The 26,114-nt window shown below is 74.2% G+C and carries 21 protein-coding genes; 6 read left to right on the top strand and 15 right to left on the bottom strand.

The genetic code is table 11. The annotated features are described in order from the left end of the window. Positions 1-2: 2 nt before the first annotated feature. Genes PATMI_RS0102175 through PATMI_RS37770 form a run of 5 tightly spaced genes read right to left on the bottom strand, consistent with a single transcriptional unit; the run spans position 3 to position 5,992 of the window. Positions 3-1,055: an N-acetylneuraminate synthase family protein gene (locus tag PATMI_RS0102175; RefSeq protein ID WP_051470948.1), complete on the bottom strand. Its 1,053-nt coding sequence runs from the start codon at positions 1,053-1,055 to the stop codon at positions 3-5. Positions 1,056-1,098: 43 nt separating this feature from the next. Continuing rightward, positions 1,099-2,397: an aminotransferase class III-fold pyridoxal phosphate-dependent enzyme gene (locus PATMI_RS0102170; protein WP_026909679.1), complete on the bottom strand. Its 1,299-nt coding sequence runs from the start codon at positions 2,395-2,397 to the stop codon at positions 1,099-1,101. Then, a complete protein-coding gene (pseC, locus tag PATMI_RS0102165) occupies positions 2,394-3,545 on the bottom strand; it encodes a UDP-4-amino-4,6-dideoxy-N-acetyl-beta-L-altrosamine transaminase (RefSeq protein ID WP_026909678.1) in 1,152 nt (383 codons plus the stop codon). The genes PATMI_RS0102170 and pseC overlap by 4 nt, the downstream gene beginning before the upstream one ends. Continuing rightward, complete coding sequence (pseB, locus tag PATMI_RS0102160) at positions 3,542-4,525, bottom strand: UDP-N-acetylglucosamine 4,6-dehydratase (inverting) (RefSeq protein WP_026909677.1); 984 nt, start codon at positions 4,523-4,525, stop codon at positions 3,542-3,544. Before pseB ends, pseC begins: the two co-directional genes overlap by 4 nt. A gap of 51 nt (positions 4,526-4,576) precedes the next feature. Next, the gene (locus tag PATMI_RS37770) at positions 4,577-5,992 is read right to left on the bottom strand and encodes a bifunctional UDP-2,4-diacetamido-2,4,6-trideoxy-beta-L-altropyranose hydrolase/GNAT family N-acetyltransferase (RefSeq protein WP_051470947.1); all 1,416 of its coding nucleotides are present in this window, start codon (positions 5,990-5,992) and stop codon (positions 4,577-4,579) included. Positions 5,993-6,043: 51 nt separating this feature from the next. Between PATMI_RS37770 and PATMI_RS37140 the strand changes: the two genes are divergently transcribed. Beyond that, entirely contained in the window at positions 6,044-6,946 is a 903-nt protein-coding gene (locus PATMI_RS37140) for a glycosyltransferase family 2 protein (protein ID WP_026909676.1), read from the top strand. Beyond that, the gene (locus tag PATMI_RS26680) at positions 6,943-7,791 is read left to right on the top strand and encodes a glycosyltransferase family 2 protein (RefSeq protein ID WP_051470946.1); all 849 of its coding nucleotides are present in this window, start codon (positions 6,943-6,945) and stop codon (positions 7,789-7,791) included. Before PATMI_RS37140 ends, PATMI_RS26680 begins: the two co-directional genes overlap by 4 nt. Here PATMI_RS26680 and PATMI_RS0102140 read toward each other — a convergent pair. From PATMI_RS0102140 to PATMI_RS26675, 5 genes are all read right to left on the bottom strand, one after another. Then, on the bottom strand, positions 7,788-9,131 hold the full coding sequence (locus PATMI_RS0102140; RefSeq protein ID WP_026909675.1) for a hypothetical protein: 1,344 nt from the start codon (positions 9,129-9,131) through the stop codon (positions 7,788-7,790). The genes PATMI_RS26680 and PATMI_RS0102140 overlap by 4 nt on opposite strands. A gap of 2 nt (positions 9,132-9,133) precedes the next feature. Continuing rightward, positions 9,134-9,988 carry a hypothetical protein gene (locus PATMI_RS0102135; RefSeq protein ID WP_026909674.1) on the bottom strand — a complete coding sequence of 285 codons (855 nt, stop codon included), beginning with the start codon at positions 9,986-9,988 and terminating at the stop codon, positions 9,134-9,136. Continuing rightward, complete coding sequence (locus tag PATMI_RS0102130; protein ID WP_026909673.1) at positions 9,988-10,944, bottom strand: hypothetical protein; 957 nt, start codon at positions 10,942-10,944, stop codon at positions 9,988-9,990. Before PATMI_RS0102130 ends, PATMI_RS0102135 begins: the two co-directional genes overlap by 1 nt. 110 nt (positions 10,945-11,054) lie before the next feature. Beyond that, complete coding sequence (locus PATMI_RS0102125; protein ID WP_026909672.1) at positions 11,055-12,689, bottom strand: oligosaccharide flippase family protein; 1,635 nt, start codon at positions 12,687-12,689, stop codon at positions 11,055-11,057. A 133-nt stretch (positions 12,690-12,822) separates the two neighbouring features. Continuing rightward, entirely contained in the window at positions 12,823-13,836 is a 1,014-nt protein-coding gene (locus tag PATMI_RS26675; RefSeq protein ID WP_051470945.1) for a Gfo/Idh/MocA family protein, read from the bottom strand. A 312-nt stretch (positions 13,837-14,148) separates the two neighbouring features. Here PATMI_RS26675 and PATMI_RS33670 point away from each other — a divergent pair, with 312 nt between their 5' ends. The 3 genes from PATMI_RS33670 (at position 14,149) to PATMI_RS0102105 (ending at position 17,671) form a co-directional block, all read left to right on the top strand. Continuing rightward, positions 14,149-14,769: a transglycosylase family protein gene (locus PATMI_RS33670; protein WP_026909671.1), complete on the top strand. Its 621-nt coding sequence runs from the start codon at positions 14,149-14,151 to the stop codon at positions 14,767-14,769. A 112-nt stretch (positions 14,770-14,881) separates the two neighbouring features. Next, positions 14,882-15,547 (top strand): pyridoxine/pyridoxamine 5'-phosphate oxidase, encoded by a 666-nt coding sequence (locus PATMI_RS0102110; protein ID WP_026909670.1) that lies wholly within the window; start codon positions 14,882-14,884, stop codon positions 15,545-15,547. Positions 15,548-15,733: 186 nt separating this feature from the next. Then, entirely contained in the window at positions 15,734-17,671 is a 1,938-nt protein-coding gene (locus PATMI_RS0102105; protein ID WP_026909669.1) for a hypothetical protein, read from the top strand. An 87-nt stretch (positions 17,672-17,758) separates the two neighbouring features. On the opposite strand, the gene PATMI_RS33665 is transcribed toward PATMI_RS0102105, so the two are convergent. After that, positions 17,759-18,670 (bottom strand): GAF domain-containing sensor histidine kinase, encoded by a 912-nt coding sequence (locus tag PATMI_RS33665; RefSeq protein WP_051470944.1) that lies wholly within the window; start codon positions 18,668-18,670, stop codon positions 17,759-17,761. A 517-nt stretch (positions 18,671-19,187) separates the two neighbouring features. Further along, a complete protein-coding gene (gene lon, locus PATMI_RS0102090; RefSeq protein WP_026909668.1) occupies positions 19,188-21,506 on the bottom strand; it encodes an endopeptidase La in 2,319 nt (772 codons plus the stop codon). Positions 21,507-21,825: 319 nt separating this feature from the next. Here lon and PATMI_RS0102085 point away from each other — a divergent pair, with 319 nt between their 5' ends. Next, complete coding sequence (locus tag PATMI_RS0102085) at positions 21,826-22,599, top strand: LuxR C-terminal-related transcriptional regulator (RefSeq protein WP_084269498.1); 774 nt, start codon at positions 21,826-21,828, stop codon at positions 22,597-22,599. A gap of 20 nt (positions 22,600-22,619) precedes the next feature. On the opposite strand, the gene PATMI_RS0102080 is transcribed toward PATMI_RS0102085, so the two are convergent. The 3 genes from PATMI_RS0102080 to PATMI_RS26660 all read right to left on the bottom strand — a co-directional run bounded on the left by PATMI_RS0102080 (position 22,620) and on the right by PATMI_RS26660 (position 26,026). Further along, positions 22,620-24,107, bottom strand: coding sequence for a hypothetical protein (locus PATMI_RS0102080; protein WP_026909666.1), 1,488 nt, complete (start codon positions 24,105-24,107; stop codon positions 22,620-22,622). Positions 24,108-24,302: 195 nt separating this feature from the next. Next, entirely contained in the window at positions 24,303-25,031 is a 729-nt protein-coding gene (locus PATMI_RS0102075; protein WP_026909665.1) for an ABC transporter permease subunit, read from the bottom strand. Beyond that, entirely contained in the window at positions 25,028-26,026 is a 999-nt protein-coding gene (locus PATMI_RS26660; RefSeq protein WP_051470943.1) for an ABC transporter ATP-binding protein, read from the bottom strand. Before PATMI_RS26660 ends, PATMI_RS0102075 begins: the two co-directional genes overlap by 4 nt. Positions 26,027-26,114 lie beyond the last annotated feature (88 nt).

Below are 26,114 nucleotides of genomic sequence, written 5' to 3'. Positions count from 1 at the left end.
CGCTACACCATCTCCCAGGTGACGATCTCGTCGAACGGGATGTCGACGCGCGCGGTGCGGCCGACGACGAGCTGCAGGTCGCGCGGCTTGATGCCGAAGCCCGGGCGCTTGACCGTGAGCATCGCCTCGGTGATCTCGGTGCCCTTGGGGATCTCGACCGCGGCGATCACCGAGCGGCGCGCGTTGCCGTGCATCTCGCGCGCCTCCAGCGCGGAGGGGCCCTCCATCCGGCCGGTGCCCAGGGCGGCCTCGACCTCGCGGACGTTCGCCACGAGCGCCTTGAGCTCGTCCGGCTCGATCGCGAACGGGTGGTCGGGGCCCTCGCGGTCGCGGGAGAGCGTGAAGTGCTTCTCGAGGACGTCCATCTGCAGGGCCGCGGCGCCGGTGGCGGTCGCGATGCCCGTCGTGTGGTCGCTGAGGCCCGCCGGGACCCCGAACGCCCGGCGCAGGGTCGGCATCGCCCGGATGTTCATGATCTCCGGCGGGGACGGGTAGACCGACGCGCAGCGCAGGAGGGCGACGTCCGGGTTGCCGGCGCGGGCGACGGCTGCGAGCGCCTCCTCGATCTCGCCGTACGTGGCCATCCCGGTCGAGAGGATGATCGGCACCCCGGCGCCGGCCGCGTGCTCGATCAGTCCGAGGTCGACGATCTCGAACGACGCGATCTTCATCGCCGGGACCCCGAGGGCCTTCAGCGAGTCGACGGCGGCGCGGTCGAACGGGCTGGAGAAGAAGTGGATGCCGCGCTCGCGGGCGTGGTCGGCCAGGAGCGGCTGCCACTCACGGGGCAGCGCGATGTCGTCCAGCAGCTGCTGCGGCGTGCGGTCGTCCTCGAGGTAGTCGAACGCGGGCGTCCGGCTCGAGTAGAGGTCCTGGCCCGTGTACGTCTGGAACTTGACGGCGTCCGCGCCGGCGTCCGCGGCGACGTCGATCAGCTCGCGCGCGACGTCGAGGTCGCGGTCGTGGTTGGCCCCGGCCTCGGCGATGATGTAGCACGGCGCGCCGCCGCCGACGGGCGTGCCGCCGATCTCGAAGGTCTCGTGGAACGTGCTCATCGGGGGGCTCCGGCGGTGGGGGAGGCCACGCGGGCGGCCGACGTCATCGGACCGCCCGGAAGGCGGGGGAGACGGCCTCGGACTCCAGCAGCGCGAGGACGCCCTGCGGGCCGTCCGTCAGGCCCTTCGCGAGCGCCGAGAGGCCGGCGTCGTAGGCGTCGGCGACCTGCTCGAGGTCCTCGTCCGTGTGGGCGAGGCAGATGAAATTGTTGCCGTTGTAGAGGACACCCTTGCGGGCCATCTCCTGCTGCACCAGCGACTTGGCCCAGAGCCCCTCGGCGCCCTCGGGCTCGCTGACGAGGACCAGGGTGCGCGGGTCCTCGCCGGAGACCGTCACGAGGTGCCCGACGTCGTGTGCCGTGACGGACGCCTCGACCCGCTCGCGCAGCCACGCGCCGGCGGAGTAGAGCCGCTCGTAGGCGGCGGCGTCGAGGACGCCCAGCGTCGCGCGGGCGGCGGCCAGCGACAGGACCTCGCCTCCGTGGGTGCCGGAGAAGAAGACGTCGTTGAGGACGTCCATGTACTTCGCGGGGCCCGCCAGGGCGCTGATCGGCATGCCGTTGCCGAGCGCCTTGCCGAACGCGACGAGGTCGGCCCGCACGCCGTAGCGCTCCTGCGCGCCGCCCGGGCCGAGGCGGAAGCCGGTGATGACCTCGTCGAAGACGACGAGCGCGCCGTGCTCGTGCGCGAGGTCGATCAGGCCCTGCAGGTAGCCGTCGGCGGGGACCTCCGCGCCGCTGGGCTCCAGGACCACGGCGGCGACCTTGCCCTCGCGGACCTCGAGCTGCGCGCGCAGGCTCTCGAGATCGCCGTACGCGAACGTGCCGGAGAGCTCCTTGACGGCCTTCGGCACGCCGATGTCGCGCGTCGTGGTGGCGATGAACCAGTCGTGCCAGCCGTGGTACCCGGCGGCGAGGACGTGCTCGCGGCCGGTCACCGCGCGGGCCAGGCGGACGGCGGCGCTCGTGGCGTCGGAGCCGGTCTTGCCGAAGCGGACGCGCTCGGCGCCCGGGACGCGCTCGAGGACGGTCTCGGCGACCTCGAGCTCGATCGGGTGCGGCAGCGTGAACGTGATGCCGTCCTGCAGCTGCTTCGTGATGGCCTCGTTGACCACCGGGTGGGCGTGGCCCAGGATGATCGGCCCGAGCGCCATCGGCAGGTCGACGTAGCGGTTGCCGTCGACGTCCCAGACGTGCGCGCCCGCGCCCCGCGCGAGGAACGCGGGCGCGGTGCCCTGCATCCACTGCGTCGGGTTCTTCGACAGCGTGTGGGTCCACGCGGGGACCAGCGACGCCGCCCGCTCGCGCAGTCGTGCGGACTCGGGCAGGCGGGCGTCGGTCATGCGGGGAGGCTGTCCTTCAGGTCGGCGACGACGCGCAGGACGTCGTCGTCCGTCATCAGCGGGAACAGGGGCAGCGAGATCGCGCCCCAGTAGTAGTCCTCGGCGTTCGGGCAGGCGTCCTGCGGCACGCCGAGGCGGTCGCGGTAGTACGGCAGCCGGTAGACCGGGACGTAGTGGACCTGGCAGCCGACGCCGCGCTCCTGCAGCCCCTCGAAGGTGCTGCGGCGGTTCGCGCCGCCGCCCTTCACGTGGATCACGAAGAGGTGGCGGCCGTGCCGCGAGTCGGCCGGCGGCTCGGGCGGCAGGGAGATGCGGTCCTCGCCGGCGAGCAGCTCGCGGTAGCGGGCGGCCAGCGCGTTGCGGCGGTCGACGAAGTCGTCGAGGCGGCGCAGCTGGCTCTCGCCGAGCGCGCACATCACGTCGGTGATCCGGTAGTTGAAGCCGAGCTCCTGCATCTCGTAGTACCAGGCACCCTCGTCCGGGGACGGGTGGATGCCCTCCTTCGTGATGCCGTGCGTGCGGAAGAGCCGCAGCAGGCGCGCGAGCTCGTCGTCCTCGGTCGTCGCCAGGCCGCCCTCGGCGGAGGTGATCGTCTTGGCGGGGTGCAGCGAGAAGCAGGTGATGTCCGCGCCGCCGGGACCGCCGACGGGGCGGCCGTGGCGGTGCGCGCCGATCGCGTGGGCGGCGTCCTCGATGACCGTGACGCGGTCGCGGACGGCGTCCAGCGGCGCGAGGTCGACGGGCAGGCCGGTGAAGCTGACCGGCACGATCGCCCGCGTGCGCTCGGTGACCGCCGCGGCGGCCGCGGCGGTGTCGAGGTTCCACGTCGCCGGGTCGATGTCGACGAACCGCGGCGACGCGCCCTGGTAGAGCGCGACGTTCGTGGAGGCCGCGAACGTGATCGGCGACGAGATCACCTCGTCGCCCGGGCCCACGCCGGCCGCGAAGGCCGCGCCGTGGAGCGCCGCGGTGCCGGAGCTGTAGGCGACGCAGTGCTTGGCGCCGACCCGCTCGGCGACCGCGCGCTCGAGCGACGCGACGCGCGGCCCCTGGGTGATGAAGGGGTCCCGCAGGGCCTCCACGACCGCCGCGACGTCGGCGTCGTCGATGTCCTGGCGGGCGTAGGGCAGCGGGCCCCCGGAGGTCATACGGCGGCGGTGACGTCGTCCGCCCACTCGCGGAGGTCCTCGACGCCGAGCCACTCGGTGTTGTTGTCGGAGGAGTAGCGGTAGCCGACCGGGGGCGTGGTGCCCTCGTGCTCGACCGTGGGCCACGACGCGTACTCGGGGAGGATCACGAAGCGCTCGGCCTGCTCGATCGAGTGGCGCGACTCGTCCTCGGTGATCATCACCTCGTGGAGCTTCTCGCCGGGGCGGATGCCGGTGATCTCGATCTCGGCGTCGGGCGCGAGGGCGTCCGCGATGTCGGTCACGCGCATCGACGGGATCTTCGGGATGAAGATCTCGCCGCCGCCCATCGAGTCCAGGGCGGCGAGGACGAAGTCGACGGCGCCGTCGAGCGTGATCCAGAAGCGCGTCATGCGCTCGTCGGTGATCGTCAGCTTGCCCGTCTTCGCCTGGGCCTTGAAGATCGGCACGACGGAGCCGCGGGAGCCGACGACGTTGCCGTACCGGACGCACGCGAAGCGGGACGCGACGTCACCGGCGTAGGCGTTGCCCTGGACGACGATCTTCTCCATGCAGAGCTTCGTCGCGCCGTAGAGGTTGACCGGGTTGACGGCCTTGTCCGTCGACAGCGCCAGGACGATCGGGACCTCGTTGGTCAGCGCGGCGGAGACGATGTTCTCCGCGCCCAGGACGTTCGTCTGGACGGCCTCGAACGGGTTGTACTCGCACGCCGGGACCTGCTTCATCGCGGCGGCGTGGATGATCACGTCGACGCCCTTCGTCGCGCGCTCGAGCCGCGGGAGGTCCCGGATGTCCCCGATCAGGTACCGCAGACGCGGGTCGTCGCCGATGCGACGCTGCATCTCGAACTGCTTGAGCTCGTCCCGGCTGTAGACCCGGATGGCCTTGGGGTCGTGCTCGGCGAGCAGGCGGTCGATGAAACGGGAGCCGAAGGAGCCGGTCCCGCCCGTCACGAGGATGGTCTTGCCGTTGAGGTCCATGGGCGTGCGGCTGGGGAGGGGTCGGGAATGCACCCAAACCGACCCGGGAGCCTATCGAAGCGCTTCGAGCGTGCGCCACGCCCCGTCGGCGCCCGCCGGCCCGTACCCGGCCGCCTCGAACGCCCGCAGGGACGCCGTGTTGTCGGCGTGCACGAGCGCCCGTACGCGGCGGAGCCCGGGACGGCTCGCGAGCTCGCGCTCGGTGGATTCCCGCAGCACGCGACGGCCCAGGCCCCCGCCGCGGGCCTGCGGGTCGACGGTCACCGAGATCTCGGCGTCGCCCGCCGCGGGGTCCCGGTCGAAGCGCACGGTGGCCACGGGGACGCCCGCGCGCTCCACGACCAGCAGGGTGCGGTCGGGGTCGGCGAGCACGCGCCGCAGCCACCCGCGGTGCTCGTCCGGGGCGATCGGATCGGAGGTGACGCTGACGGCGCGGACCGCCGGGTCGTTGCGCCAGCGCAGCAGCAACGCGGCGTCGTCCTCCGTCGCGGGCCGCTGGCGGAGCACGGGCGGGGGAGCGGCCCCGTCCGCGAGCGCCAGCAGGGCGTCGCGGACGCGGGCGGCGCCGTGCCCGTCGACGAGCGCCGGGCCGCGCGACGGGAGGGCCGACGCCGTCAGGCGGGCCGCGGCGGCGGACACCGCGTCCGGACCGACCCCCACGCCGGGGGCGTCCGCGACCGCGCCGTCGCGCGCGTCGACGACCGGCGTCAGGGGCGCGAACACGCGGCCCACCCGCTCCTGGTTGTCGACGAGCACGACGAGCAGCGCGGCGGTCCCGGCGGCGCTCGCCTCGTAGGCCGTGACGCTCGCGCCGCAGCAGATCCCCGAGACCTCGCCGAGGACGTCCTGCAGTCCGGGCAGCGGCCCCACGTGCTCGACGCCGGCGCGGGGCTCCGGGACGAGCGCCCCGGCGACGAGGAGCCGCTCGTGGCCCGCGCGGAGCAGGCCGTCGAGCAGCGGCTCCAGCGCGCGTCCGCCGACCGTCGACCCGCCGAGCGCGACGAGCACCTCGCCGTCGTGCGGACCCTGGCGGCAGGCGGCGACCCGCGGGTCGAGCGGCGCGTGGTCGGGGCCCAGCAGCGCGTGCTCGGCACCGGGCGGGAGGACCGCGTCGAGGTGGTAGTCGAGCAGCAGCGCGCCGGGGGGCGGCGGGGTCGGGTCGACGGCGTCGCGGACGACGACCAGGGGGCGGAGCCGCGCGGCGTCGCGGCGCTGGTCGGCCCCGATCCCGTAGACGTCGACGAGCGCCGCGCCGACGTCGGAGGGGATCCCGCAGGGCTCCCCGGGCGCGGGCGGGCGGCGCGCGATCCCGGCGCGCTCGAGCATCGCCAGCGCCACGCCGTCGTGGTCGCCGACCACCACGGCCTCGTGCCCGGCGCGCACGAGCGCCCGCGCGACGGGGAGGCACCGGCCGACGTGCCCGGCCCCCAGCACGTCGCCCCCGTCGCACCGCAACGCGATCAGCATGGCCGCCACGCTACGGATCACCGGCACCGGGGGTCCCCTAGGCTCCCGCCCGTGCCCCGCGTCAGCGTCATCGTCCCGGCCAAGGACTCCGCGGCCACCATCGGGCGCGCGCTGCGGTCGGTGGCCGCGCAGACGTACGACGACTGGCACGTCGTGCTCTGCGACGACGGGTCGTCCGACCACACCGCGGAGGTCGCGCGGAAGGTCCTGGGCGACCGGATCACGATCGTCCGCCACGAGACCGCGCAGGGCCCGGCCGCCGCGCGCAACCGGGCGATCGAGGACGCCGACGGCGACCTGATGGCGTTCCTCGACGCCGACGACGAGCTCGCCCCGGAGTTCCTGACGGTCCAGGTCGGCCGCTACGACGACGAGCTGGACGCCGGCCGCGGCGACGTCGGGCTCCTCGCCTGCGACGCCCGCGTGGTCGGCGAGGGCGTCCCCAACGGGCAGACGTACCTCGCGCAGTTCCACGAGGACCCCGAGCCGATGACGCTGGAGCGCGTGCTGCGCCGCAACTGCGTCTACGTCGCGACCGTCGTCCCGCGCCCGGTCGGGGAGGAGCTCGGCTGGTTCGCCCCCGAGCTCTTCGGCACCGAGGACCACGACTTCTGGGTGCGGATCCTCGAGACCGGTCGCCGCGCGGTGCTCTCCCGGCAGCTCCTGGCGACCTATCACCACTCCGCGGGCTCGGTGTCGTCGAACATCGCCAGCCAGGGCGTGAACAACCAGAAGACGTACGTCCGGGCGCTGGAGCGGGGCAACCTGACGCCCGCCGCGCGGCGGATCGCGAAGCGCGAGGTCCGCTACAACCGGGCGATGGAGGCCGCCGCGAAGGCGTGGTTTCACCGCGACCTCATGGCGGCGGTCAAGGCCGCGCCCGTCCTGATCGGCGTCGCGCTCACGCGGCCGTCGCACTGGGGCGACTGGATCCGGGTGCTCCGGTCGCGATGACCGCCGCGTCCGGCAACGACGACGTCACGGTCGTCATCGCCAACCACGACTACGGCCAGACGCTCGAGGAGGCCGTCGACAGCGCGCTCGGCCAGGACGGCGGTCCGCCGCAGGTGATCGTCGTCGACGACGGCTCGACCGACCCGCACACGCTGGAGGTCGTCGACCGGCTCGAGGCACGCGGCGACGCCCGCCTGCGGGTCGTGCGGCAGGAGAACACCGGTGCGGCGGGTGCCCGCAACGCCGGCATGCGGCTGGCGGACACGCGGTACCTGCTCGCCCTCGACGCGGACGACCGCCTGCCCGCCGATGCGCTGGTCACCATGCGCGCGCCGCTGGACGCCGACCCGGCGCTCGGCTTCGCGTACGGCCGGATGCGGTTCTTCGGCGACTGGGAGGGCGAGATGGTGATGCCCGGCTACGACCCCTACGCCCTGCTCTACCGCCACACGATCGGCATGACCGCGCTGATGCGTCGCGAGGTCTTCGAGGCCACCGGCGGCTTCGACCCGGAGTTCCGCGGCTACGAGGACTGGGAGCACTGGCTCCACGCGCTGTCCGCCGGCTGGCGCGGGCGACGCGTCGACGCGGTGACGCTCGAGTACCGCCGCCACGGCGCGACCGTGAACACCGCTGCCAGGCTCGAGTACCGCCACTGGTACCGCCGCCTGCGCGAGAAGCACGCCGCCGTCTACGCCCGGCGGCGCGAGCTCGCCAAGGAGTCCGACCTCGGCGCGTTCGGGCGCCTGGTCCACCGCATGTACTGGGGCCCGCGGCCGATCCCCGCGTCGGTCGAGGCCCGCCTCTACGCGTTCGTGTTCCGGGCGGGGCGCAGCAAGGGCTAGGAGCCCGGCGGCGCCCAGGCGCGTGCCGCGCGGCGCTGCCGGTACCGCAGCAACGCGCGACCGGCGCCGCGGCGCGTCGTGCGCAGCAGCCGCCCGGGACGGATCGGCCGCCGGCGCGCGGACAACGCCCGGCGCCGCTCCTGGACCTCCGGTGTTCTCGCCTCCGCGGCCGCCCGCGCGTGCTCCGCGACGACGTCCAGCGCGTCGCGGGCGGCGTGGCCCTCGAGCGGCCCGAGGTACGTCTCGGACACCGCACGGCGCCCTGCGGCGGTGGCCTCGTCCGCGCGCCACCCCAGCTTCCCCGCGACCGCCGGCGCGAGCTGCGCCGGGTCGTCCAGGACGTCGAGCAGCTCCGGCCACTCCGCGAACGGCAGCAGCTCGCCCGCGAGCTTCCGGGCCTCCGGGTCCCACGCGGTGTACGCGACGGGGCCGCCGGCGAGCATCGCCTCGAGCATCGCGGTGCTCTGGAACCCGACGACCGCGTCGGCGCCGAAGATCAGCGGACGCACGTCGGCGGCGCCGTCGACCAGGATCGCGCGCTCGCCCAGGTGGTCGCCGAACGTCTGCGTCAGGCGCTCGCGCATGCCGGAGACGTCCTGTTGCGGGTGCGGCTTGATCAGGACGCGCCAGCCGTCGTCGGCGAGGGTGCGCAGGCCCTCCTCGGTCTGGCGGTGCAGGCGCTCCCATGCGGGCTCGCCCTGACCGTCGGTCGGGTGGTACGCGTCGACCATGTAGGAGAGGAAGAGCACCGTCGGCGCGGCCGACGGGTCCTTCGCCGGCCACCGGTCGGGGTGCGCGAAGACGTCGAACCGGGGCTGTCCGGTGACGGTGATCGTCGACGCGTCGGCGCCCGCGTTCAGCCAGAACTCCTTGTGGTGCGCGCTGCAGACCGTCATGTGGTCCGCGATCGGCGGCGCGTAGCGCCGCACGTGCGCGGCGTGCTCGCGCATCGTGTTCGGCGAGATCGTCGTCTCCTTCTGGACGACGAAGAACGGGACGCCCAGCGCGTGGCAGGCCTCCCTCGCCGCGCGGACGTAGAAGAAGATGTCCGACGGCAGGACGAGCGCGTCGAACGGCTCCTTCGTGAACTCGTCCTCCAGGATCTCGCGCACGACGACAGCCCAGCGCTCGCGCGCGCCGGCGTGCTCGTCGGCGGCGAACGCCTCGAGGCCGGACGCGACCTCCTCGGGGAAGACGCGCATCGCCTCCTCGCGCAGGGCGCGGTAGTCGAGGACCCGCAGCGACTCGCCGGGACGCAGCGCCGCGCGGAGCGCCGCCAGGTCCTGGTCGAAGAAGTGGTCGAGGGCGAGGAGGCGCAGCGGCGCCGGGGCGTCGGTCACGCTCAGCCGTGGTGCAGCGACAGCGGGCCGCCCGCGTACCGCATGATCACGTAGGGCTTGCCGTTGGTCGTCAGGAGCGGGTCCAGACCGATGCGGACCTGGCGGCCGGGGCCGGCCGTGCGCCACTCCTCGATCGCCTCCTGCGGGACCCGCACGCGCCGCAGCTCGCGCGGCTGAAGCGTCACGCGCTCCTCCCAGAGCAGCGGGCCGTCGGCGTCGAAGATCCCGACGCCGGTCTCGCCGGCCTCGGTGCCGTGGTTGACGGCGACGACCTGGACCTCGTCGAGGAGGTCGGCGTCCAACAGGCGCCACGAGCGCCACGGCTCGCGCTGCGCGGGCGCACGGCGCAGGTGCCAGGCCAGCGGCGCGGTCGTGCCCTCGACGACGCCGCCGAGGACCTCGATCGAGTGGACGTACATGTAGTTCTCGGTCGCGTCGCGGTACGCCATCCAGAACGGCGTGTTGACCCCGACGCTCTCGGGCGACGGGAGGTCCGCCATGCGGGCGCGCAGCGCGGGCGCGGGCTCCAGGTCGACGGCCACGAGGCCCTCGGTGGACGATGTCGCGCCGAGGCGCTCCAGGAGGTCGGCGACCTCGAGGAACATCGACCCGAACGCGGGGAGCTGCACGTCGGTCGTGCCGAGCGCGCGGCCGGTCTGGTCGTAGGCGCTGACGTGCGCCGTCGCGGTGGCGTCGGCCCCGGGCCAGAACGTCGACCAGAAGTTCTGCAGGTGCAGCCGGGAGTGCAGGCCCTCGGTCTCGACGAAGTAGTGCGCGTACGGGCGGCGCGGCACGCGGCCGGCGCGGACCGCCCGCTCGTGGGTGCCTTCGACGATGCGCTGACGGACGCCGACCATCAGGACCGCGCCCCCGCCGTCGCGAGCTTCGCCGACGTGAAGGCGTCGCCGTCGAACAGCTCCTGCTCGAGGCGCGCGTTGGCCTCCAGTCGCTTCTGGCCGCCCCAGGTGGAGAGGTAGAAGACCGGCGGCAGCGTGTGGTCGCAGGCGATGCCGCCGCTGGCGGTGTTCCGCGTCAGCGACACGGGGACGACGGTGCCGTCCTTCGAGTAGCCGATCAGCAGCCCGAGTCCGCCTGCGTCACGGACGCGCTGCAGCGTCCCGTCGGCCTCGAGGACCTCGGTGACGCTGATCTGCCGGTACGTCCACGCGGGGACGGTGATCTGCGAGCGGGTCACCCGCGTGCCGTCGGGCAGGATGATCCAGAAGTCGAGCGTGACCGGGTCGGCGTAGTCGAAGGACGTGGACACGTTCAGCAGCGTGAAGAGCGTGTCGACGCCCTCGGAGACGATGACCTTCGGGGCCTGCACGACCGTGGTGCGCGTCGACGACAGACGCGGGTCGTTCAGCGGACCCGTCTGGTACGCCACGCCGGTGATGACGCCGCGCGGCTCCTGGCGGAACTCGATGAAGTCGTCGGAGACCCGGATGTGCTCCATGAGGACCGCGGTGTCGATGTCCGTCGTCGCGACGCCGACGAGGTCGACGGGCACGAGGTGCATGACGCCGAGGAGGTCCTGGTCCTCGGGCGCGCCGAGCTGCGTGATCAGCGGGCGGGTGTCGATCTTCGTGATCGCACCGGGCGCCAGGCGGCCGATGTCGTCCAGCGTCCCGATCAGGTGCCCGTCGGCGTCGAAGACGCTCAGGGAGATGACCATGTCGGTCGCGTGCGGGCCGGACGCGATGCCGTTGTTGACGGACACGGCGGTGCCGTAGCCCATGCGGCGCATGACGGGGAAGATGCAGGGCCGCAGGAAGCGGGGGTCGAACGCGGAGATGCTCGTGGGTGGGGGCATGGAGGTGCCGGGGTCCCCGGAGGTCGCGGACAGGAGCGTCCCAGCCTATCGCGGGCCTCCGTGCGGGAGGCTGGGCCCCGAGGGCGCTCCTCCGGCCCGGCGGCGCGCGGTCAGGGCGTCGCGATCCCGGGACCGGTGGTCGCCGGCGGGACCGCGGGCGTCGACGAGTCGCCGGGTGCCGGGGGCGGCGGATCGGCGGGAGGATCCGTCGGCGGGGCGCTGCGCTTCACGGCGCGCCGGATGGTCGCGACGAGCACCGAGCGCTCCTCGGCGGGCAGGCTGAACCGGCCGAAGACGAGCAGGTACGCGGCGACCGAGAGGAGGATCCAGAGCCCGTCGAGGATCAGGCTCCCGACGTCGTTCAGGAGCCACAGGCCCACGAGCAGCACGGCGACCTGCACGATCGTCGGCAGGATCTGGGGCAGGACGATCCTGCGGGCCCAGTCGCGGGCGTCGACGTCGAACCGGCGCAGGGCGATCAGGAGCAGCGGCGGCCAGCCCACGATCGTCGCCACGAGCGTGCCGAGGAGCACCCCCTCGACCTCGAGCGGGCCGACCAGGGCGACGGACACGACGACGTTGACCGCCAGCATCCCCAGGTTCGTGAGCAGGATCGGCCGCACGTTCCCGAGGGCCACCAGCATCGTCGTCGAGACCATGTGGAAGACCGCGATCGTCAGGTAGACCAGGAACAGCTGGGCGGAGGTGATCGCTCCGTCGGCGTCGGGGCCGATCCAGTCGCGCAGGAGCGGTCCGGCGAAGACGATCGCCGCCGTCGTGAACGGCAGCGACGCCGCGACGGTGTAGGACGTCCCGCGGAGCAGCATGTCGCGCAGCAGCGCCAGGTCGCGCCTGGCCTTGGCGACGGCGGGCACGAGCGCCGAGACGGACATCGACTGGACGAGCGCGGCGGCGAGGTGCACCTTGTTGGCGATCTCGTAGATCGCGACGAGCTTCGGCTCCGTCGCCACGCCGAGGATCAGGCGGTCCATCTGGCGGTACGCGGTACCGGTGAGCCGGAAGACGAACACGCTCGAGCCGTAGCTCAGGAGCCGCTTGAGCTCGGACTTCGAGGCGTTGCCGGGCCAGACCCTGAGGCCCTTCACGGCCCGGTGCGCGAGGAACCAGTAGGCGAAGAACGCCCCGATCGACGTCGCGACGTACGAGATCCCGAGCCCGATGATCCCGTGGTCGGTGAGCAGGACGACGATCGTCATGACCGCGAACGACAGGGCCTTCGACAGCTCGACGGCCTGGTACGCCACGAAGTTCTGGGTGCCCTCGAGCACCGCGGTGAGCGCGCGTGAGGGCATCTCGATCGCCAGCTGCCCGCCGACGAGGGCGAACGCGATCGTGGACGCGTGCTTCAGCCCGTCCGGCGCGTCGAACAGCGTCGTCAGGCTGGACGCGAGGACCACCATCGCGATCGCGAGGACGCCTCCGACGATGGCGAAGAAGACCAGGGTCGTCGCGACGGTGCGGTTGACGCCCTCGAGGTCGTCGTCGCCCTCCGCCTCCGCGACGTACCGAACCGTCGCCGCCTCGATCCCGAGGTCGGACATCGCCGCGTAGCCGCCGGCGAACGAGAGGGTCAGCGCGAGGCTCCACACGCCGTAGGCGCTGAGGCCCAGCTGCGTGATCGTGAACGGCGTGATCAGGATGCCGATGGCCATGCCGACCGACGCGCCCGCCCCGTTGGCCAGGGTGTTGCGCACCAAGGTGCTGGCGGAGGTCGTCCGGGCCACGCGGGGCACCATAGCTCCCGGGTCCGGCCGCCCGCGCGACCCCCGCGGCGGCGTCGTGGCGCGCCGGCGCCCGCCCCGGGACGACGGTGACGGCCGGGGGAGGCGGCCCGCGCGACCCGCGGACCGCCCGTCGTCAGCCGAGCGTCACGCGGCGCCCGTCGGCGGACGCGACCCGCGCGGCGTCCACCACCCGGACGGCGTCGCGGCCCTCGTCCAGCGAGCAGAGCGGATCGGTCGGACCCCCGGCCGCGGCCGCGAGCAGGTGCCGCATCTGCCGCGCGTAGGTCTCCGCCGCCGGCGACGGCGCGGGGATCCTGCGCTCGCCGTCCGCGGTCGTCAGGCGGACCTCGGCGTCCTCCCAGGCCCAGGCCAGCGAGCCCTCGGTGCCGACCACGCGCAGCCCGCGGCGGTACCCGCGGTCGACGTAGTCCAGGGCGATCGTGCTGATCGTCCCCGCGCGGTGCCCGAGGGTGAACAGGGCGACGTCCTCGACGTCCAGCTCGAGGTCCGACAGGCGTGCGAGGCGTGCGTCGACGTCGGCGACGCCGCCGAGGATCCAGCTCGTGTAGTCGATCTCGTGGATCGCGTCGAGCGCGACGCCCCCGCCGAGCTCGCGGCGCGCCGAGTACGACCGCCGGTAGTCGCTGTCCGGCCGCCAGCCCGGCAGCCACGACCCGCAGGTCGCGAACGCCGTGACGGGGCGGCCGATCTCCCCCGCGCCGAGCAGCCGCCGGATGGTCCGCGGCCCGTCGTGGAAGCGCAGGTTCATCGCGACGGCGGCGATCAGCCCGCGCTCGGCGGCGAGCTCCGCGAGGCCGCGCGCACCGTCGGCGGTGATGGCGACCGGCTTCTCCACGAGCACGTGGCAGCCGTGCTCCAGCGCGAGCCGGGCCTGGGCGGGGTGCTCGCTGGACGGGCTCGCGACGACCGCGACGTCGGCGTCCCGCAGCGCGTCCTCCGGGGTGGCCGCACCCGTGGTCCCCGGCGCGTGGACGCCGCGCGGGTCCCAGGCGACGACGTCGCACCCCTCGGCCAGCGCCAGCCCCGCGTGGCGGCTGCCGATCGAGCCCTGGCCGAGCACGGCGACGCGGAGCGGGCGTCCGGCGGCCTCGGGTCGGGGGGCGTCCGGGTGGGCGGTCGACGTCACGGCGGAAGCGTCGCACGGCGGGGCGATCCTCCGGTGCGGGGCCCGGTCCGCCAAGGGCCCGGCGCGGGCGTGCGGGCCTGCCCGACCCCTGTGAGGACGCCCACAGGACTCCCCGCCGCGAGCCCCTAGCGTTCCCGGTGGCGCTGAAGGGGCGTGGTGTCAGGACGCCACGCGGCCCGCCGGGAGACCCCGGCACCCTCCGCGCCTGCCGCGCACCGCCCGACCGGCGGTGCCCGCGCCGTCGTCGTGCCGGAGAGCTCCGGCCCACGCTGCGGCGCGCCACGCATCCGACCACCGAGAGGTGATCACTCCATGGGCACGAAGAAGACGTTCCTCACCGCCGCTGCCGCGTCCGTCGCGCTCGCCGCGGTCCCCACCGCCGCGTCGGCCGCGCCGTCCGGTGGTCTCACGAAGTCTTACGACGCCGCGTACGAACGGGTCGTCGACGCCGGTGGTCAGCCGGGTCGCAACATCGCCGACGACGGCGTGCAGGACGGCGGCAAGGCGCGCGCCGCGACGAGCGCCGAGCTGCGCGAGTCCCTCGGGACCCTGCGCAGCATGGTCGCGAGCGCCGCCGCTCCCGCCCAGCAGGCCTCCACGTCGACCGGCGCGTCCGGGTCGGCCGGGCAGACCGGCCAGACCGGCGTCGGCTCGGGCCAGGCGACGGGCTCCGGCCAGGCCGCCCCGGCCCAGTCCTCCGGCGGCTCCGGCGGCGACCTCTCCGGCGTCGCGCAGTGCGAGTCCGGCGGCGACCCGGGCGCGGTCTCGCCCGACGGCCAGTACCGCGGCAAGTACCAGTTCGACCAGCGGACCTGGGAGTCGGTCGGCGGCTCCGGCGACCCGGCCGCGGCCCCGGAGGCCGAGCAGGACCAGCGCGCCCAGCAGCTCCAGGCGCAGCGCGGCTCCAGCCCGTGGCCCGTCTGCGGCGGCTGATCCCCCGCAGGACGCCGCGCGGCGTCCACGCAGCAGGACCCCGAGGGCCCCGGATCCGTTCCGGGGCCCTCGTCGTTCCCGGCGGGTCCGCCGTCGCTGGCAGGATCGGCCCATGACGGCGCCCGACGATCTCGCCGCCCGACTCCGGGCGCTCCCCGTCTTCGCGGGCGCACTGCCCGCCTTCGACGCGGGTGCCGCCCCCGCCGATCCCGTCGCCCTGTTCGACGCCTGGATCACCGGCGCGATCGACGCCGGCGTCCGCGAGCCCCACGCGATGACGCTCGCCACCGTCGACCGGCAGGGACGCCCGAACGTGCGGGTCCTGATCCTCAAGGGCGTCGGGCCCGACGGCGCGTGGTGGTTCGCCGGCAGCCGGCGGACCGCGAAGGGCGCGGAGCTCGACGCCACCGCCGTCGCCGCCGCGACGTTCTACTGGCCCGACCAGGGTCGGCAGGTCCGGCTCCGCGGACCGGTCCGTGACGCCGGGGCCGCCGCGAGCGCCGCCGACTTCCTCGCCCGCGGCCCTGGCGCCCGGGCGGAGACGCTCGTCGGCCGGCAGGGCGACACGCTCGACCACGAGGAGGATGTCGAGGTCGCGCTCCGGCACGCCACGGCCCGGATCGAGGACGACCCGGAGCGCGTCGCGCCCGCGTGGACCCTCTGGGAGATCGTGGCCGACGAGGTCGAGTTCCAGCAGGGTGATCCCGATCGCAGGCACGTCCGGCTGGCCTACGCGCGCACCGACGACGGCTGGGCGAGGCGCCGGCTCTGGGCGTGATCCAGGCGAGGCGCACCCGTCAAGCACACCCGACGAATGTCGGGTCGGGAGGGGTGTAGGTTCTCCGGGCGCATTCCGTGCGCGAGGTCACATACGAGGTCCCCGCTCGTTCCGTGATCGACAGAACCGATGTCCGCGCACCCCCGGCGCGTGGGCCGAACACGAACAACGTCCCAGGGGACCTCGATGTCTGCACCTCGTACCTCCAAGGTCGCCCGGCGCGCGACCGCCGCCGCGGCGATCGGCATCGGCGCCCTCGCCGCGATCCCGTCGGCCGCGTCCGCCGCGACCACCACGAACGCCTGCGACGCGAGCGCCGTCCAGCTGTCGCTGCTCGGTTCACCCGCGATCGAACCGCTCCGCGCCAATGCGGCGTTCACCCCGTGCGCGACGGACGACCGGACGCTCGTCGACCTGCCGATCCTCGGGCTCGCCCGCGTCAGCGCGCTGGAGGCGTCGACGAAGGTCACCGCCGGCAAGGAGGCCGTCTCGAACACCCGGATCGCCGGCGTCCGGCTCGGCGCCGACGCGGCCCTCGGCGACCTCCTGAGGTCGAAGCTCCTGAGCGGCCCGTCGAGCATCGTCGGGCAGGTCACGCGCCAGGTCGACGGCCTGCTCGGGCCGCTCGGGGCCGGGCCGCTGGCGGGCCTGCTCGGTGCGGGCGCGGCCGGCGCGAACCCGGTGGCGGCGCTCCCGGCGGGCCTGGGTGGGCTGCTCGGCGGGCTCCCCGTCGTGGGCGGTGCGGCCGGTGGGCTGCCGGTGCTCGGCGGGCTCCAGCTCCAGGGCACGAGCACGAGCACCCTGCTCTCGAGCATCACCGACGCGCTCCCGGGGGCGCTCGCGGCGGCCCTGCCGGACATCCTCGACGTCGGCGTGCTGCGCTCGACCGCGACGGCCCAGTGCGTGAGCGGCACCGCGAAGCTCTCGGGCAGCTCGAGCATCGCCGACCTGAAGATCCTCGGCACCTCGATCGACGTCAACAGCGCGGCCGGTCGCGCGCTCTCGCTCGACACCGCCGACCTGCAGCTCGGGAAGCTCCTCTCGGTCACCGACCTCCTGAAGGGGATCAAGGTCGGGACGACCGGCCTCCTGGGCCAGCTCCTCGCGGGCTCCAACGGCGGGTCGACCGAGACGACGCTCTACGACCTCCTGCACTCCCGCGACGCCGGCGTGGTCGGGCTCGTCAACGGGCTCCTCGGCGGACAGACCCTCGGGTCGCTCGCCACGTCGCTGGCGAACACGCTCCAGCCGCTGCTGGACCAGATCCGCATCCAGCTGCCGCCCGGCCTGCTGCGCGTGACGATCGACGCCAATCGCCAGACGATCACCGGCGACCAGCTCTCGCAGCAGGTCCTCGCCGTCGGCGTCCAGCTGCTCGGACAGCCCGTGCTGGCGGCCGGGGTCGGACGCGCGCGGGTCAGCTCCGGGGCCGCGGGCTGCGCGCCGCCCGTGGCACCGAAGGCGGAGCCCCCGAAGAAGGACGCCCCGGCGCCGAAGCCGAAGCCGACCCCGAAGAAGAAGTACCCCTCGCCGGTCGCGAAGGAGGTCCTGAAGTGCTCGACGCGGCCCGCGCAGCTGATCGACGTCTACGGCACGCACGGGCGGACGTTCGTGCAGGGCGTCGCGCAGAAGCGGTTTGTCGGGAAGACCGCGAAGATCTACCTGCGCCACGGCGGCAAGCGGGTCGGCTCGGCGAAGGTCCTGAAGAACGGGATGTTCTCGACGCGCGTGGCCCTCCCGCCGTCCTCCATCCGGTACACGAACAGCGCCCGGTACTTCGCGGTCGTGAGCGGCCGGCGGACGCGCGCCCTGAAGTTCGCCCGCCGCATGGCGACCACGAGCATCACGTCGAAGGGGCGGCGCGTGACGTTCAAGGGCCGCGTCCTCGGCCCGCGGCAGGCGCGGCAGCAGCCGATCCTGATCAAGCAGCGCGTCACGTGCAAGACGTACCGCACGATCAAGCGCGTGGTGCCCGACGCGAGCGGCCGCTTCCAGGTGCGGATGAGCGCCCCGTCGAAGCTCGGGGCCGGGATCTACCGGGCCCAGACGCACGTCATCGAGAGCCCGGGGACCACGAAGCTGTTCCCGACCTACACGCTGCCGCGCCCGGTCGGCCTGGACTGATCGCGGGCCCGGGCCCCGGGGCGACCCGGGCCCCGGGGCATCGCGGTGCTGCGCCCCAGGGACGCGGAGAGCGGGCGGGGGCCGCCTTCAGTCGTCCACGATCGGACGGATCCGGCGGGACCCCTCCTCGAGCCTCAGCCAGCGCTTGAGGGCCTCCTCGGCACCACCGGCGGAGCTGCGCAGATCGGACACGAGATCCTCCGAGACGTCTTGCAGGCGCGCGACCGCGCGGGTGATCGCCTCGAGCGACTCCCGTTCCTCGGGGCCCAGCACCGTCGCGGCGGAGGCGAGGAGCTCCGCGTGGACGCGCAGCACGGTCAGCGGGGTGCGCAGCTCGTGGGCGGTGGTCGAGACGACGAGCGACTGGAGCCGTTCGAGCTCCTCGAGCCGGTCGAGCGCCTCCTGGTCCGCGCCGCCGGGCGGCGGGTCCCGCTCCAGCGCGGTCCGGTCGGCGAGCAGCTCGTGCCGGGCCCACACCGCGAGGTCGGAGAGCGTGCGGAGCAGCTCGGCGTCGGCCTGTCGCGCGACCGTGTCGATGACGCAGAGGACGCCGATGAGGTTGCCGTCGCCGTCGTCGATCGGCTGGCCGGCGTAGAACCGGACGTTCGGATCGGTGGCGATGCCCGGCATGTCGGCCCAGTCGGGGTCCTTCGAGGCGTCCGGGATGACGAACGGATCGGGCGTGGCGATCGCCGCGGAGCACATCGAGAGGCTGCGCGGGGCCTCGCGGGGCGCGTCCGCGCCGTAGACCCCCGGGTTCCACTGCCGCTCCTCGTCGACCAGCGAGACCAGGGCCAGCGGCGCCCCCGTCATCAGCGCGGCCTGCCGGGCGATGCGGTCGATCCGCTCGCCCGCCTCGACGCCGACCAGTCCGGTGGACCGCACCGCCGCGAGGCGGCGGGCCTCGGCCGCCTCGCCTGCGGTCCGCGCGACACCCCCGTCGGCGGCGGCGCCGCAATCGGTGCTGGGCGCTCGTGCGCGCTGGCTCTTCCGGACCACCCGCCGATTCTATCCCCCAAATGGTGGGTGCGTCCATCCGTCGATCGGTGGAGGGTGCCGGGTCGTAGGCGCTTTCGGTGCCTGCACCGATGCCCGGTGTGACGCGAGGTCGCGTCCCGGCGACCCCGGCCGCACGGAGGGCCCCGGTCGCCCAGGGCCCTCCGGCCATCCCCCGATGGATCCCGTCCGGCCGGTGGCCGGGCGATGCGGAGGCGCCTCCCGCGCCTCCGCATCGCCCGACATCGCGGACGGGTGGTCGGTGGCGAGCGAGGGGGTCCGCCGGCCCGGGGTTCCCGGGCCGGCTGCCTCGCGTGCGCCGCCGTCGTGCGGGTGTCCCGAGACGCTCGGGGCGGGGCCCGCACCCCCTGCGGGTGCCCCGAGCCCCGTCGACGTCCGGGCCGACCCCGGCCCGAGACGCTCGGGGCGGGGCCCGCACCCCCTGCGGGTGCCCCGAGCCCCGTCGACGTCCGGGCCGACCCCGGCCCGAGACGCTCGGGGCGGGGCCCGCACCCCATCCCTACGCGGTCTGCGCCACCTCGGCGACCCGCGTCTCCAGCGCCACCTCGAGCACCTCGTCGAGGCTCATCGAGGGGTGGAACGTCACGGCCGCCTTCACCTCGTCCGGCACGTCGTCCAGGTCGCCGCGGTTGCGCTCCGAGATGACGATGTCCGTCAGCCCGGCCGCGTGCGCGGCGAGGGACTTCTGCTTCAGCCCGCCGATCGGGAGCACCCGGCCCTGCAGCGTGACCTCACCGGTCATGCCGACCGTGTGCTTGACCGGACGGCCCGTCAGGAGCGAGACCAACGCCGTCACCATCGTGATGCCGGCCGACGGCCCGTCCTTCGGGATCGCACCCGCCGGCACGTGGACGTGGAACTCCGCGTCCTCGAACTTCGCCGGGTCGATGCCGAGCTTCTCGGCGTTCGCGCGGGTCCAGGAGAGGGCGATCCGCGCGGACTCCTTCATCACGTCACCCAGCTGTCCGGTCAGGACGAGCGAGCCCTTCGAGCCAGGGACCGGGACGCGCGTGGCCTCGATGAAGAGCACGTCGCCGCCGGCGCCCGTGACCGCCAGGCCCGTCGCCACGCCCGGGACCGCCGTGCGGGCCGCGGACTCGTGGAACACCTTCTGCCGGCCCAGCGCGTCGCGGACCCGGTCGAGGTCGACCGTCACCGGCGCCTCGTCCTTGCCCGACGCGATCGACGTGGCCGTCTTGCGCAGCAGCTTGCCGACCGTGCGCTCGAGCTGGCGGACGCCGGCCTCGCGGGTGTACTCGTCGACGATCGTCGCGAGCAGCTCCTCCGGCACGACGACCTCGTCGTCGTTCAGGCCGTTGGCCTTGCGCTGGCGCGGCACGAGGTGGTCCCGGGCGATCGCCCGCTTCTCGGCCACGGTGTAGCCGTCGAACGGGATGATCTCCATGCGGTCCAGCAGCGGGCCGGGGATCGTGTCCAGCGAGTTCGCCGTCGCCAGGAACAGCACCTGCGAGAGGTCGATCTCGACGTCGAGGTAGTGGTCCCGGAAGCTGTGGTTCTGCGCGGGGTCCAGGACCTCGAGCAGCGCCGCCGACGGATCGCCGCGGTGGTCCGCGCCGACCTTGTCGACCTCGTCGAGCAGGATCACCGGGTTCATCGTCTTCGCGTCGCGCAGGGCGCGGACCAGCCGGCCCGGCAGCGCGCCGATGTACGTGCGGCGGTGGCCGCGGATCTCGGCCTCGTCGCGCACGCCGCCCAGGGCGATGCGCACGAACTCGCGGCCGGTCGCCTTCGCGACGGACTCGCCGATCGAGGTCTTGCCGGTGCCGGGAGGCCCGACGAGGGTGAGGATCGACCCGCCGCCGCGGCGGCGGTCGCTCGCCGACTCGTCGTCCAGGCCGCGGTCGGCCCGCAGCTTCTTGACGGCGAGGAACTCGACGATCCGGTCCTTGACGTCCTCGAGCCCGTAGTGGTCGCCGTCCAGCGTCTCGCGGGCGTGGACCGGGTCGAGGTTCTCCTCGGAGCGCTCGGACCACGGCACGGCCAGCAGCCAGTCGAGGTAGTTGCGGATCATCTGGGCCTCGCCCGAGCCCTCGCCGCCCATGCGCTCGAAGCGGCCGAGCTCCTTGTCGGCCTGCTCCTTCACGGCCTCGGGCATGCCGGCGGCCTCGATCTTCTCGCGGTACTCCTCGACGACCGACGCGTCGTCGTCGCCGAGCTCGTGCCGGATCGAGTCCATCTGCTTGCGCAGCAGGTACTCGCGCTGCTGCTTCTGCGCGCCGGACTCCACGCCCTCGCGGATCTTCTGGCGCAGCTGCAGGTCGCTCAGGCGCTCCTGCAGGAGCTCGATCGTCTTCTCGAGGCGGTCGGTCACGTCGAGGGTCGCGAGGATCTCGACCTTCTGCTCGACGGAGAGCTCGGGGTCGTAGCCGACGGAGTCCGCCAGGGCACCCGGCTCCTTGATGGCGCGCAGGACGGCCTGGACCGACCCGTCGTCGCCGCGGGCGCTCAGGATCTCGTCGATCGTGGCGCGCAGCGTGCGGGTGAGCTCGCGGGTGCGGCCGTCGACCGGCACGTCGTCGGGGTGCTCCTCGACGGTGACGCGGAGGTCGCCCGTCGGGCCGGTCTGGGCCGCGCCGGCGACGCCGCGGGCGATGCCCTCGAACATGGCACCGGTGCCGCCGCCGGGGAGGCGGACCTTGCGCTTGACGCGGGCGACGGTGCCGACGGCCGCGAACTCGCCCTCGATGCGGGGGACGAGCAGCACGCGCTCCTCGTCGCCCGGGTCGACCGGGAGGGTCACGTCCATCGTCGGGAAGACGACGACGTCGTCCAGCGGGATGAGAGGCAGGGTGGTCATGAGACGGGAGGTCCTCGAGTAGTTGACGTGGTCAACGATTGGGTTCGTGAACCGTAGCACGGGGTGATGCGCGTGTCCACATGATCTGAGCGGAACACACTGAGATCATCGAACGACGGTAGCGCAGGGTCGCTCAGTGCGCGCCAGGCAGGGTGATCACGGGGTCGAGGCGGGGCGGAGCACGACCGTGCGAGCGCCGCGGATCCCGCCGTCGGGGGCATCGCGACCGGCTCCGGGCCGGCCGGCAGCACCGCGTCGTCAAAAGACGGGGGTGGACACCCCGACTCGATCCGTCCCGCGCGCGGCTACGGTGCGCGGGATGTCGACCGTCGAGCGCCTCCGGTCCGAGCCCGATGCCCGCCGCCTACGACCACGGCCGCGCGGTGCGGCTCGCGACCTCCGTCCACGAGGTGAGGCCCCGGCCCGCCGCACCGGAGCGCGCCTGCGGGTGCTCCTGGCGGACGACGCCACGCTGTGGCGGGCGGGCGTCGCCCGGCTGCTCGGGGACGCCGGCGTCGACGTCGTCGGCCTCGTCGGCGAGGCCGGCGGGCTCGCCGAGGCCGTCGTCCGGCTCCGCCCCGACGTCCTGCTCGTCGATCCGCGGATGCCGGCCGTCCGCAACGGCGACGTCCTGCGGGTCACCTCGTGGGTCCGGCGCCGGATGCCGGGCGTCGCGGTGCTCTATCTGCAGGGCGAGCAGGACGCCGGCGCGCCGGTCGAGGGCGTCGGCGACGGGGTCGGGATCGTCCGCAAGGAGCGGATGACGTCGGCGGCCGAGCTGGTGGCAGCGGTGGAATGCGTGGCGATGGGAGGCACCGTGGTCGATCCAGGGAACGTCGGACGGACCGCGGCCGGTGGCGCCGGGGGCCCCGACCCGCTCGCCGGCCTCTCGGGCCGCGAGCGCGAGGTCCTCGCCCTGATCGCCGAGGGGGCGTCGAACGCGGCGATCGCCGAGCGGCTCTGCATCGCGGGGAAGACCGTCGACTCGCACGTCGGCCGGATCCTCGTGAAGCTCGGGCTCGGCGAGGACCCGTCGATCAACCGGCGCGTGCGGGCGGCCCTGCTCTACCTGCAGGCGACCGCCGGGCGCTGAACACCCGGCGGGCCCGGTGCTCAGCGGGCCGACGTGCCGCCGCCCGGCCGCACGCACGTGCGGAAGCTCCGGGTGATCGTCCGCGTCCTGCCCTCACGGGTCCGCAGCCGGATCTTCACGGTGTAGCGTCGAGAGGCCAGGCCGCGGAGGTCGATCCGCACCCGGGTGCCGTCGACGCGGAGGCGCCGAGCCTCGCCGCCGCCCAGGACGACCTCGGCCCGCGTGATCCGGCCCGCGCGCGCCGGAATGCGCGAGACGAGCGTCCGGCGGCTCGCGCAGGGCGTGCGCACGACGGGCGGCACCGCGATCGAGACGGGATCGCGGGGCGCCGGGGGCACCACGGCCGGCCCGGCGTCGTGGGCCTGCTGCACCGGCACCGATCGGTCGGCGACCACGCGCCACCGGCGGGTCGTGACGTCCCCGACGCGCTCCTCCTCGTCGAAGGCGCGGACCCGGAGCTCGTGGTCGCCCTCGCCGAGGCCCGACAGCTCGTGGCGTGCGGGGCAGGGCGTCCACGGGCCGCCGTCGAGGCTGCACTCCAGGCGCCCGCCGGTGCCGAGCACGGGGGAGGAGAGGTCGAAGGCGGTGGTGGTGCCGGACGTCGCGCCCTCGGCGGGGCCGCCCGTGACCATCGGCGCGTCGGGGGCTACGCCGGGCGGGGCGAACCGCCAGGTCGCGGCGTAGGTCGCCGATGCGCCGGGAGCGAGCGGTGCGCTGACGTCGTGGTCCGCCCACTGGACCCCGACGCCGTTGTCGACCGCGGCGGGGTCGACGGCGTCAGCGAGCAGCGCGGTGCCGTTCACCAGCGGACGCACGGCCGCCTGGTAGGCGCCCGTGAACGCGTGGGCCCACGGGGTGTTCTCGACGATCACGGCCTCGGTGCCGTCCTCGGCGTGCCCGCCGATCTCGCGCGGCGGCCCGTCGTGCAGGACGCCGGTGCCGACGTCGCTGCCCTGCACGTAGAGGTCTGCCCCCAGCGCGGCCCGGAACGGCACCGGCGCCGCGTCCCGGTTCGTGACCCTCCAGGTGAACGCGACGGAGCTGCGGCCGGCGACGTGGCGGGCGGTCTGCTCGACGAGGAGGTCCGGTCCTCCGGCCGCGGCGGCGGGGCGCCAGGAGCTCGTGATGCGCCACGGGTCGGCCGCGGTGCCGGTCCCGGTGAGCACGGGCGCGTCGACCTGTTGCACCGGGCGGGCGCTGCCCCCCGCCCCGGAGCGCCGCGCCGCGTAGGCGTCGCCGTCGGTCTGGAGGCCGAAGGCGGCACCCTCCTCGTCGTAGAAGAGGTTCGAGTCGGCGTCGGAGAAGCGTGCCTGGAAGGACCCGGCGTACGTCCCCCCGTTCACCGACAGGCCGAGCCGACCGCCGTCGACGGTGCGCCCGTCGAACGTGTCGGGGGTGGCCGCCCCGGCGTCGCCGCCTCCGAGCGAGAGCAGCAGGAGGACGGCGAGGACGGGGGCCGGTGCGCGAGGGAGCTTGCGGGGTGAGCGACGATCGGTGGTCTCGGTCATGCCCCGATCCTGCGGCGCCGGCGCCGGCTCGGCATCGGGGGACTCCCTGGTCCTGGACCCTGGGGATGTGGTCCCGCGACCCCAGGGATCCGGTCCCCGGATCCGCGTGCGGGTGGCGTTCGCGTGGTCGTCGCGACGCGCCGAGGTCCGGGGCTCCGCCGTCCCGAGGGTGCCCTCGGGACGGCGGAGCGGGCCTCAGTACTCGTCGCGGTTCGTGCGGGCGATCGCGAGCGCGGTGAGCGCGGCGACCCAGATCGCCAGGACGGCGAAGGCACCACCGAGCGCGAGCTTGATGTCGCTGTTGTCGTCCGGGGTGTCCAGTGCGGCGACCTGCTCGAAGACCGCAGGCAGCAGATAGTTGGCCAGCGACTTCGAGATGTACTCGGAGACGAGCCCGGTGATCAGCGCGCCACCGAAGAAGAGGACGATGCCGACGGCGATCGCGGGACCGTTGGACCGCATCAGCATGCCGACGGACGCCGCGACCAGGCCCCAGACCCAGAGCGTGCAGAGCACCGCCCAGACGCTCTCGAGCACGTCCTTGCCGGTCATCCCGCCCTCGGAGGACCCCCAGGCGACGGCGATCACGAGGATCATCACCGCCATCGGCAGGACCGCGAGCATCATGCCGAGCAGGCGGACGATCGCGAGCTTCCACCGGGGGACGCCCGTGAGGACGAGGTACCGCATGGTGCCGTTGGCCGTGTCGTAGCTGCCTGCGAGGGCGCCCATCACGACGATGCCGAGGATGCCCGAGTACCGGCCCGCCGCGGACGCGATCTCGACCGCGGTGTCGTCCTGGTCCGGGGTCGCTGCGAGGACGGCGATGATCGTGATCAGCAGCGAGAACGCGATGGCGCCCCAGAAGGAGCCGCGGCGGCCGACGATGCGCCGGAGCTCGGCGCGCAGGAGGGGGACCATCATCGCTGCTCCCTCGCCGCGGGGCCGGGGGTACTCGCCCCGCCGGGCGTCACGTCGCCCATCCGGCCGCCGAGCTCGCCGGCGAGTCCGCCGGTCAGCTCGAGGAAGCGCCGCTCGAGGGTCTCGCCCTCCTTGCGCAGCTCGATCACGCCGATGCCGTTCTGGAACAGCTCGCGGCCGGTGTGGAGCAGCATGTCGTCCTGGATCTCCTGGACCTTCACGTTCACGGTGTCCGGCGCGGGCCGCGACACGCCGAGCGAGAACGGCAGCGCGCCCAGCAGGCGCTCGGCGGCGTCGGGATCGGTCGTGCGGACCGCGATCGCGTGGGTGCCCCCGCGCTTGAGGTCGTCGAGCGACCCGTGCGTGAGCATCTTGCCCTTCTCGATGATCGCCAGGTGGTCGGCCATGAGCTCGACCTCGCTGAGGATGTGCGACGAGATGAAGACGCTGCGGCCCTCGCGCACGAGCTCCTTGATCATGTTGCGGAACTCCTGCAGGCCCGCCGGGTCCAGGCCGTTGGTCGGCTCGTCGAGGACGAGCAGCTCGGGGTCGTTCAGCAGTGCGCGCGCGACGCCGAGGCGCTGGCGCATGCCGAGCGAGTAGCCGCCGACCTTGTCGGTCGCGCGGCTGGTGAGCCCGACCCGGTCGAGCGACGGAGCGATCTGCGCGTAGGCGTCCGCGCCCTGGTGCGCGGCCCAGATCTCGAGGTTCTTCCGCCCCGAGAGGTACGGGTAGAAGCGCGGCTCCTCGACGATCGCCCCGACCCGGGCGAGCGCCTCCTGCGTCTGGCCCGGGACCGAGCGGCCGCGGACCTTGATCGACCCGGACGAGATGCGGGCGAGCCCGAGCATCATGCGGATCAGCGTGGTCTTGCCGCAGCCGTTGGGCCCGAGCCACGCGAAGCACTGGCCGCTCGGCACGTCGATCGTGACGTCGTCGACGGCGACGTTCTGGCCGAACCGCTTCGTGACGTTGTTCAGGGAGATGACGGGTTCCATGGCGGTGCGCGGCACGGTCGGGGGCGGGCCCGGCGCCGGAGGCGTCGGGGACGGGAGCCACGCCGGCCGGACCATATACGCCCCGGCC

The organism is Patulibacter minatonensis DSM 18081 (genome assembly GCF_000519325.1).
Taxonomy (GTDB): domain Bacteria; phylum Actinomycetota; class Thermoleophilia; order Solirubrobacterales; family Solirubrobacteraceae; genus Patulibacter; species Patulibacter minatonensis.
The sequence above is the reverse complement of the archived record's forward strand: the minus strand, read 5'-3'. Positions and strand labels throughout refer to the sequence as shown.

Excerpts from the sequence above, each read along its gene's own strand:
- PATMI_RS0102075 (WP_026909665.1), bottom strand. The coding sequence starts at position 25,031 with ATGATGGTCCCCCTCCTGCGCGCCGAGCTCCGGCGCATCGTCGGCCGC.
- PATMI_RS0102085 (WP_084269498.1), top strand. The coding sequence starts at position 21,826 with ATGTCGACCGTCGAGCGCCTCCGGTCCGAGCCCGATGCCCGCCGCCTA.
- PATMI_RS26680 (WP_051470946.1), top strand. The coding sequence starts at position 6,943 with ATGACCGCCGCGTCCGGCAACGACGACGTCACGGTCGTCATCGCCAAC.
- PATMI_RS33670 (WP_026909671.1), top strand. The coding sequence starts at position 14,149 with ATGGGCACGAAGAAGACGTTCCTCACCGCCGCTGCCGCGTCCGTCGCG.
- pseC (WP_026909678.1), bottom strand. The coding sequence starts at position 3,545 with ATGACCTCCGGGGGCCCGCTGCCCTACGCCCGCCAGGACATCGACGAC.
- PATMI_RS37770 (WP_051470947.1), bottom strand. The coding sequence starts at position 5,992 with ATGCTGATCGCGTTGCGGTGCGACGGGGGCGACGTGCTGGGGGCCGGG.
- PATMI_RS0102135 (WP_026909674.1), bottom strand. The coding sequence starts at position 9,988 with ATGGTCGGCGTCCGTCAGCGCATCGTCGAAGGCACCCACGAGCGGGCG.
- PATMI_RS0102170 (WP_026909679.1), bottom strand. The coding sequence starts at position 2,397 with ATGACCGACGCCCGCCTGCCCGAGTCCGCACGACTGCGCGAGCGGGCG.
- pseB (WP_026909677.1), bottom strand. The coding sequence starts at position 4,525 with ATGGACCTCAACGGCAAGACCATCCTCGTGACGGGCGGGACCGGCTCC.
- lon (WP_026909668.1), bottom strand. The coding sequence starts at position 21,506 with ATGACCACCCTGCCTCTCATCCCGCTGGACGACGTCGTCGTCTTCCCG.
- PATMI_RS0102080 (WP_026909666.1), bottom strand. The coding sequence starts at position 24,107 with ATGACCGAGACCACCGATCGTCGCTCACCCCGCAAGCTCCCTCGCGCA.
- PATMI_RS0102175 (WP_051470948.1), bottom strand. The coding sequence starts at position 1,055 with ATGAGCACGTTCCACGAGACCTTCGAGATCGGCGGCACGCCCGTCGGC.
- PATMI_RS26660 (WP_051470943.1), bottom strand. The coding sequence starts at position 26,026 with ATGGAACCCGTCATCTCCCTGAACAACGTCACGAAGCGGTTCGGCCAG.
- PATMI_RS0102105 (WP_026909669.1), top strand. The coding sequence starts at position 15,734 with ATGTCTGCACCTCGTACCTCCAAGGTCGCCCGGCGCGCGACCGCCGCC.
- PATMI_RS0102110 (WP_026909670.1), top strand. The coding sequence starts at position 14,882 with ATGACGGCGCCCGACGATCTCGCCGCCCGACTCCGGGCGCTCCCCGTC.
- PATMI_RS0102130 (WP_026909673.1), bottom strand. The coding sequence starts at position 10,944 with ATGCCCCCACCCACGAGCATCTCCGCGTTCGACCCCCGCTTCCTGCGG.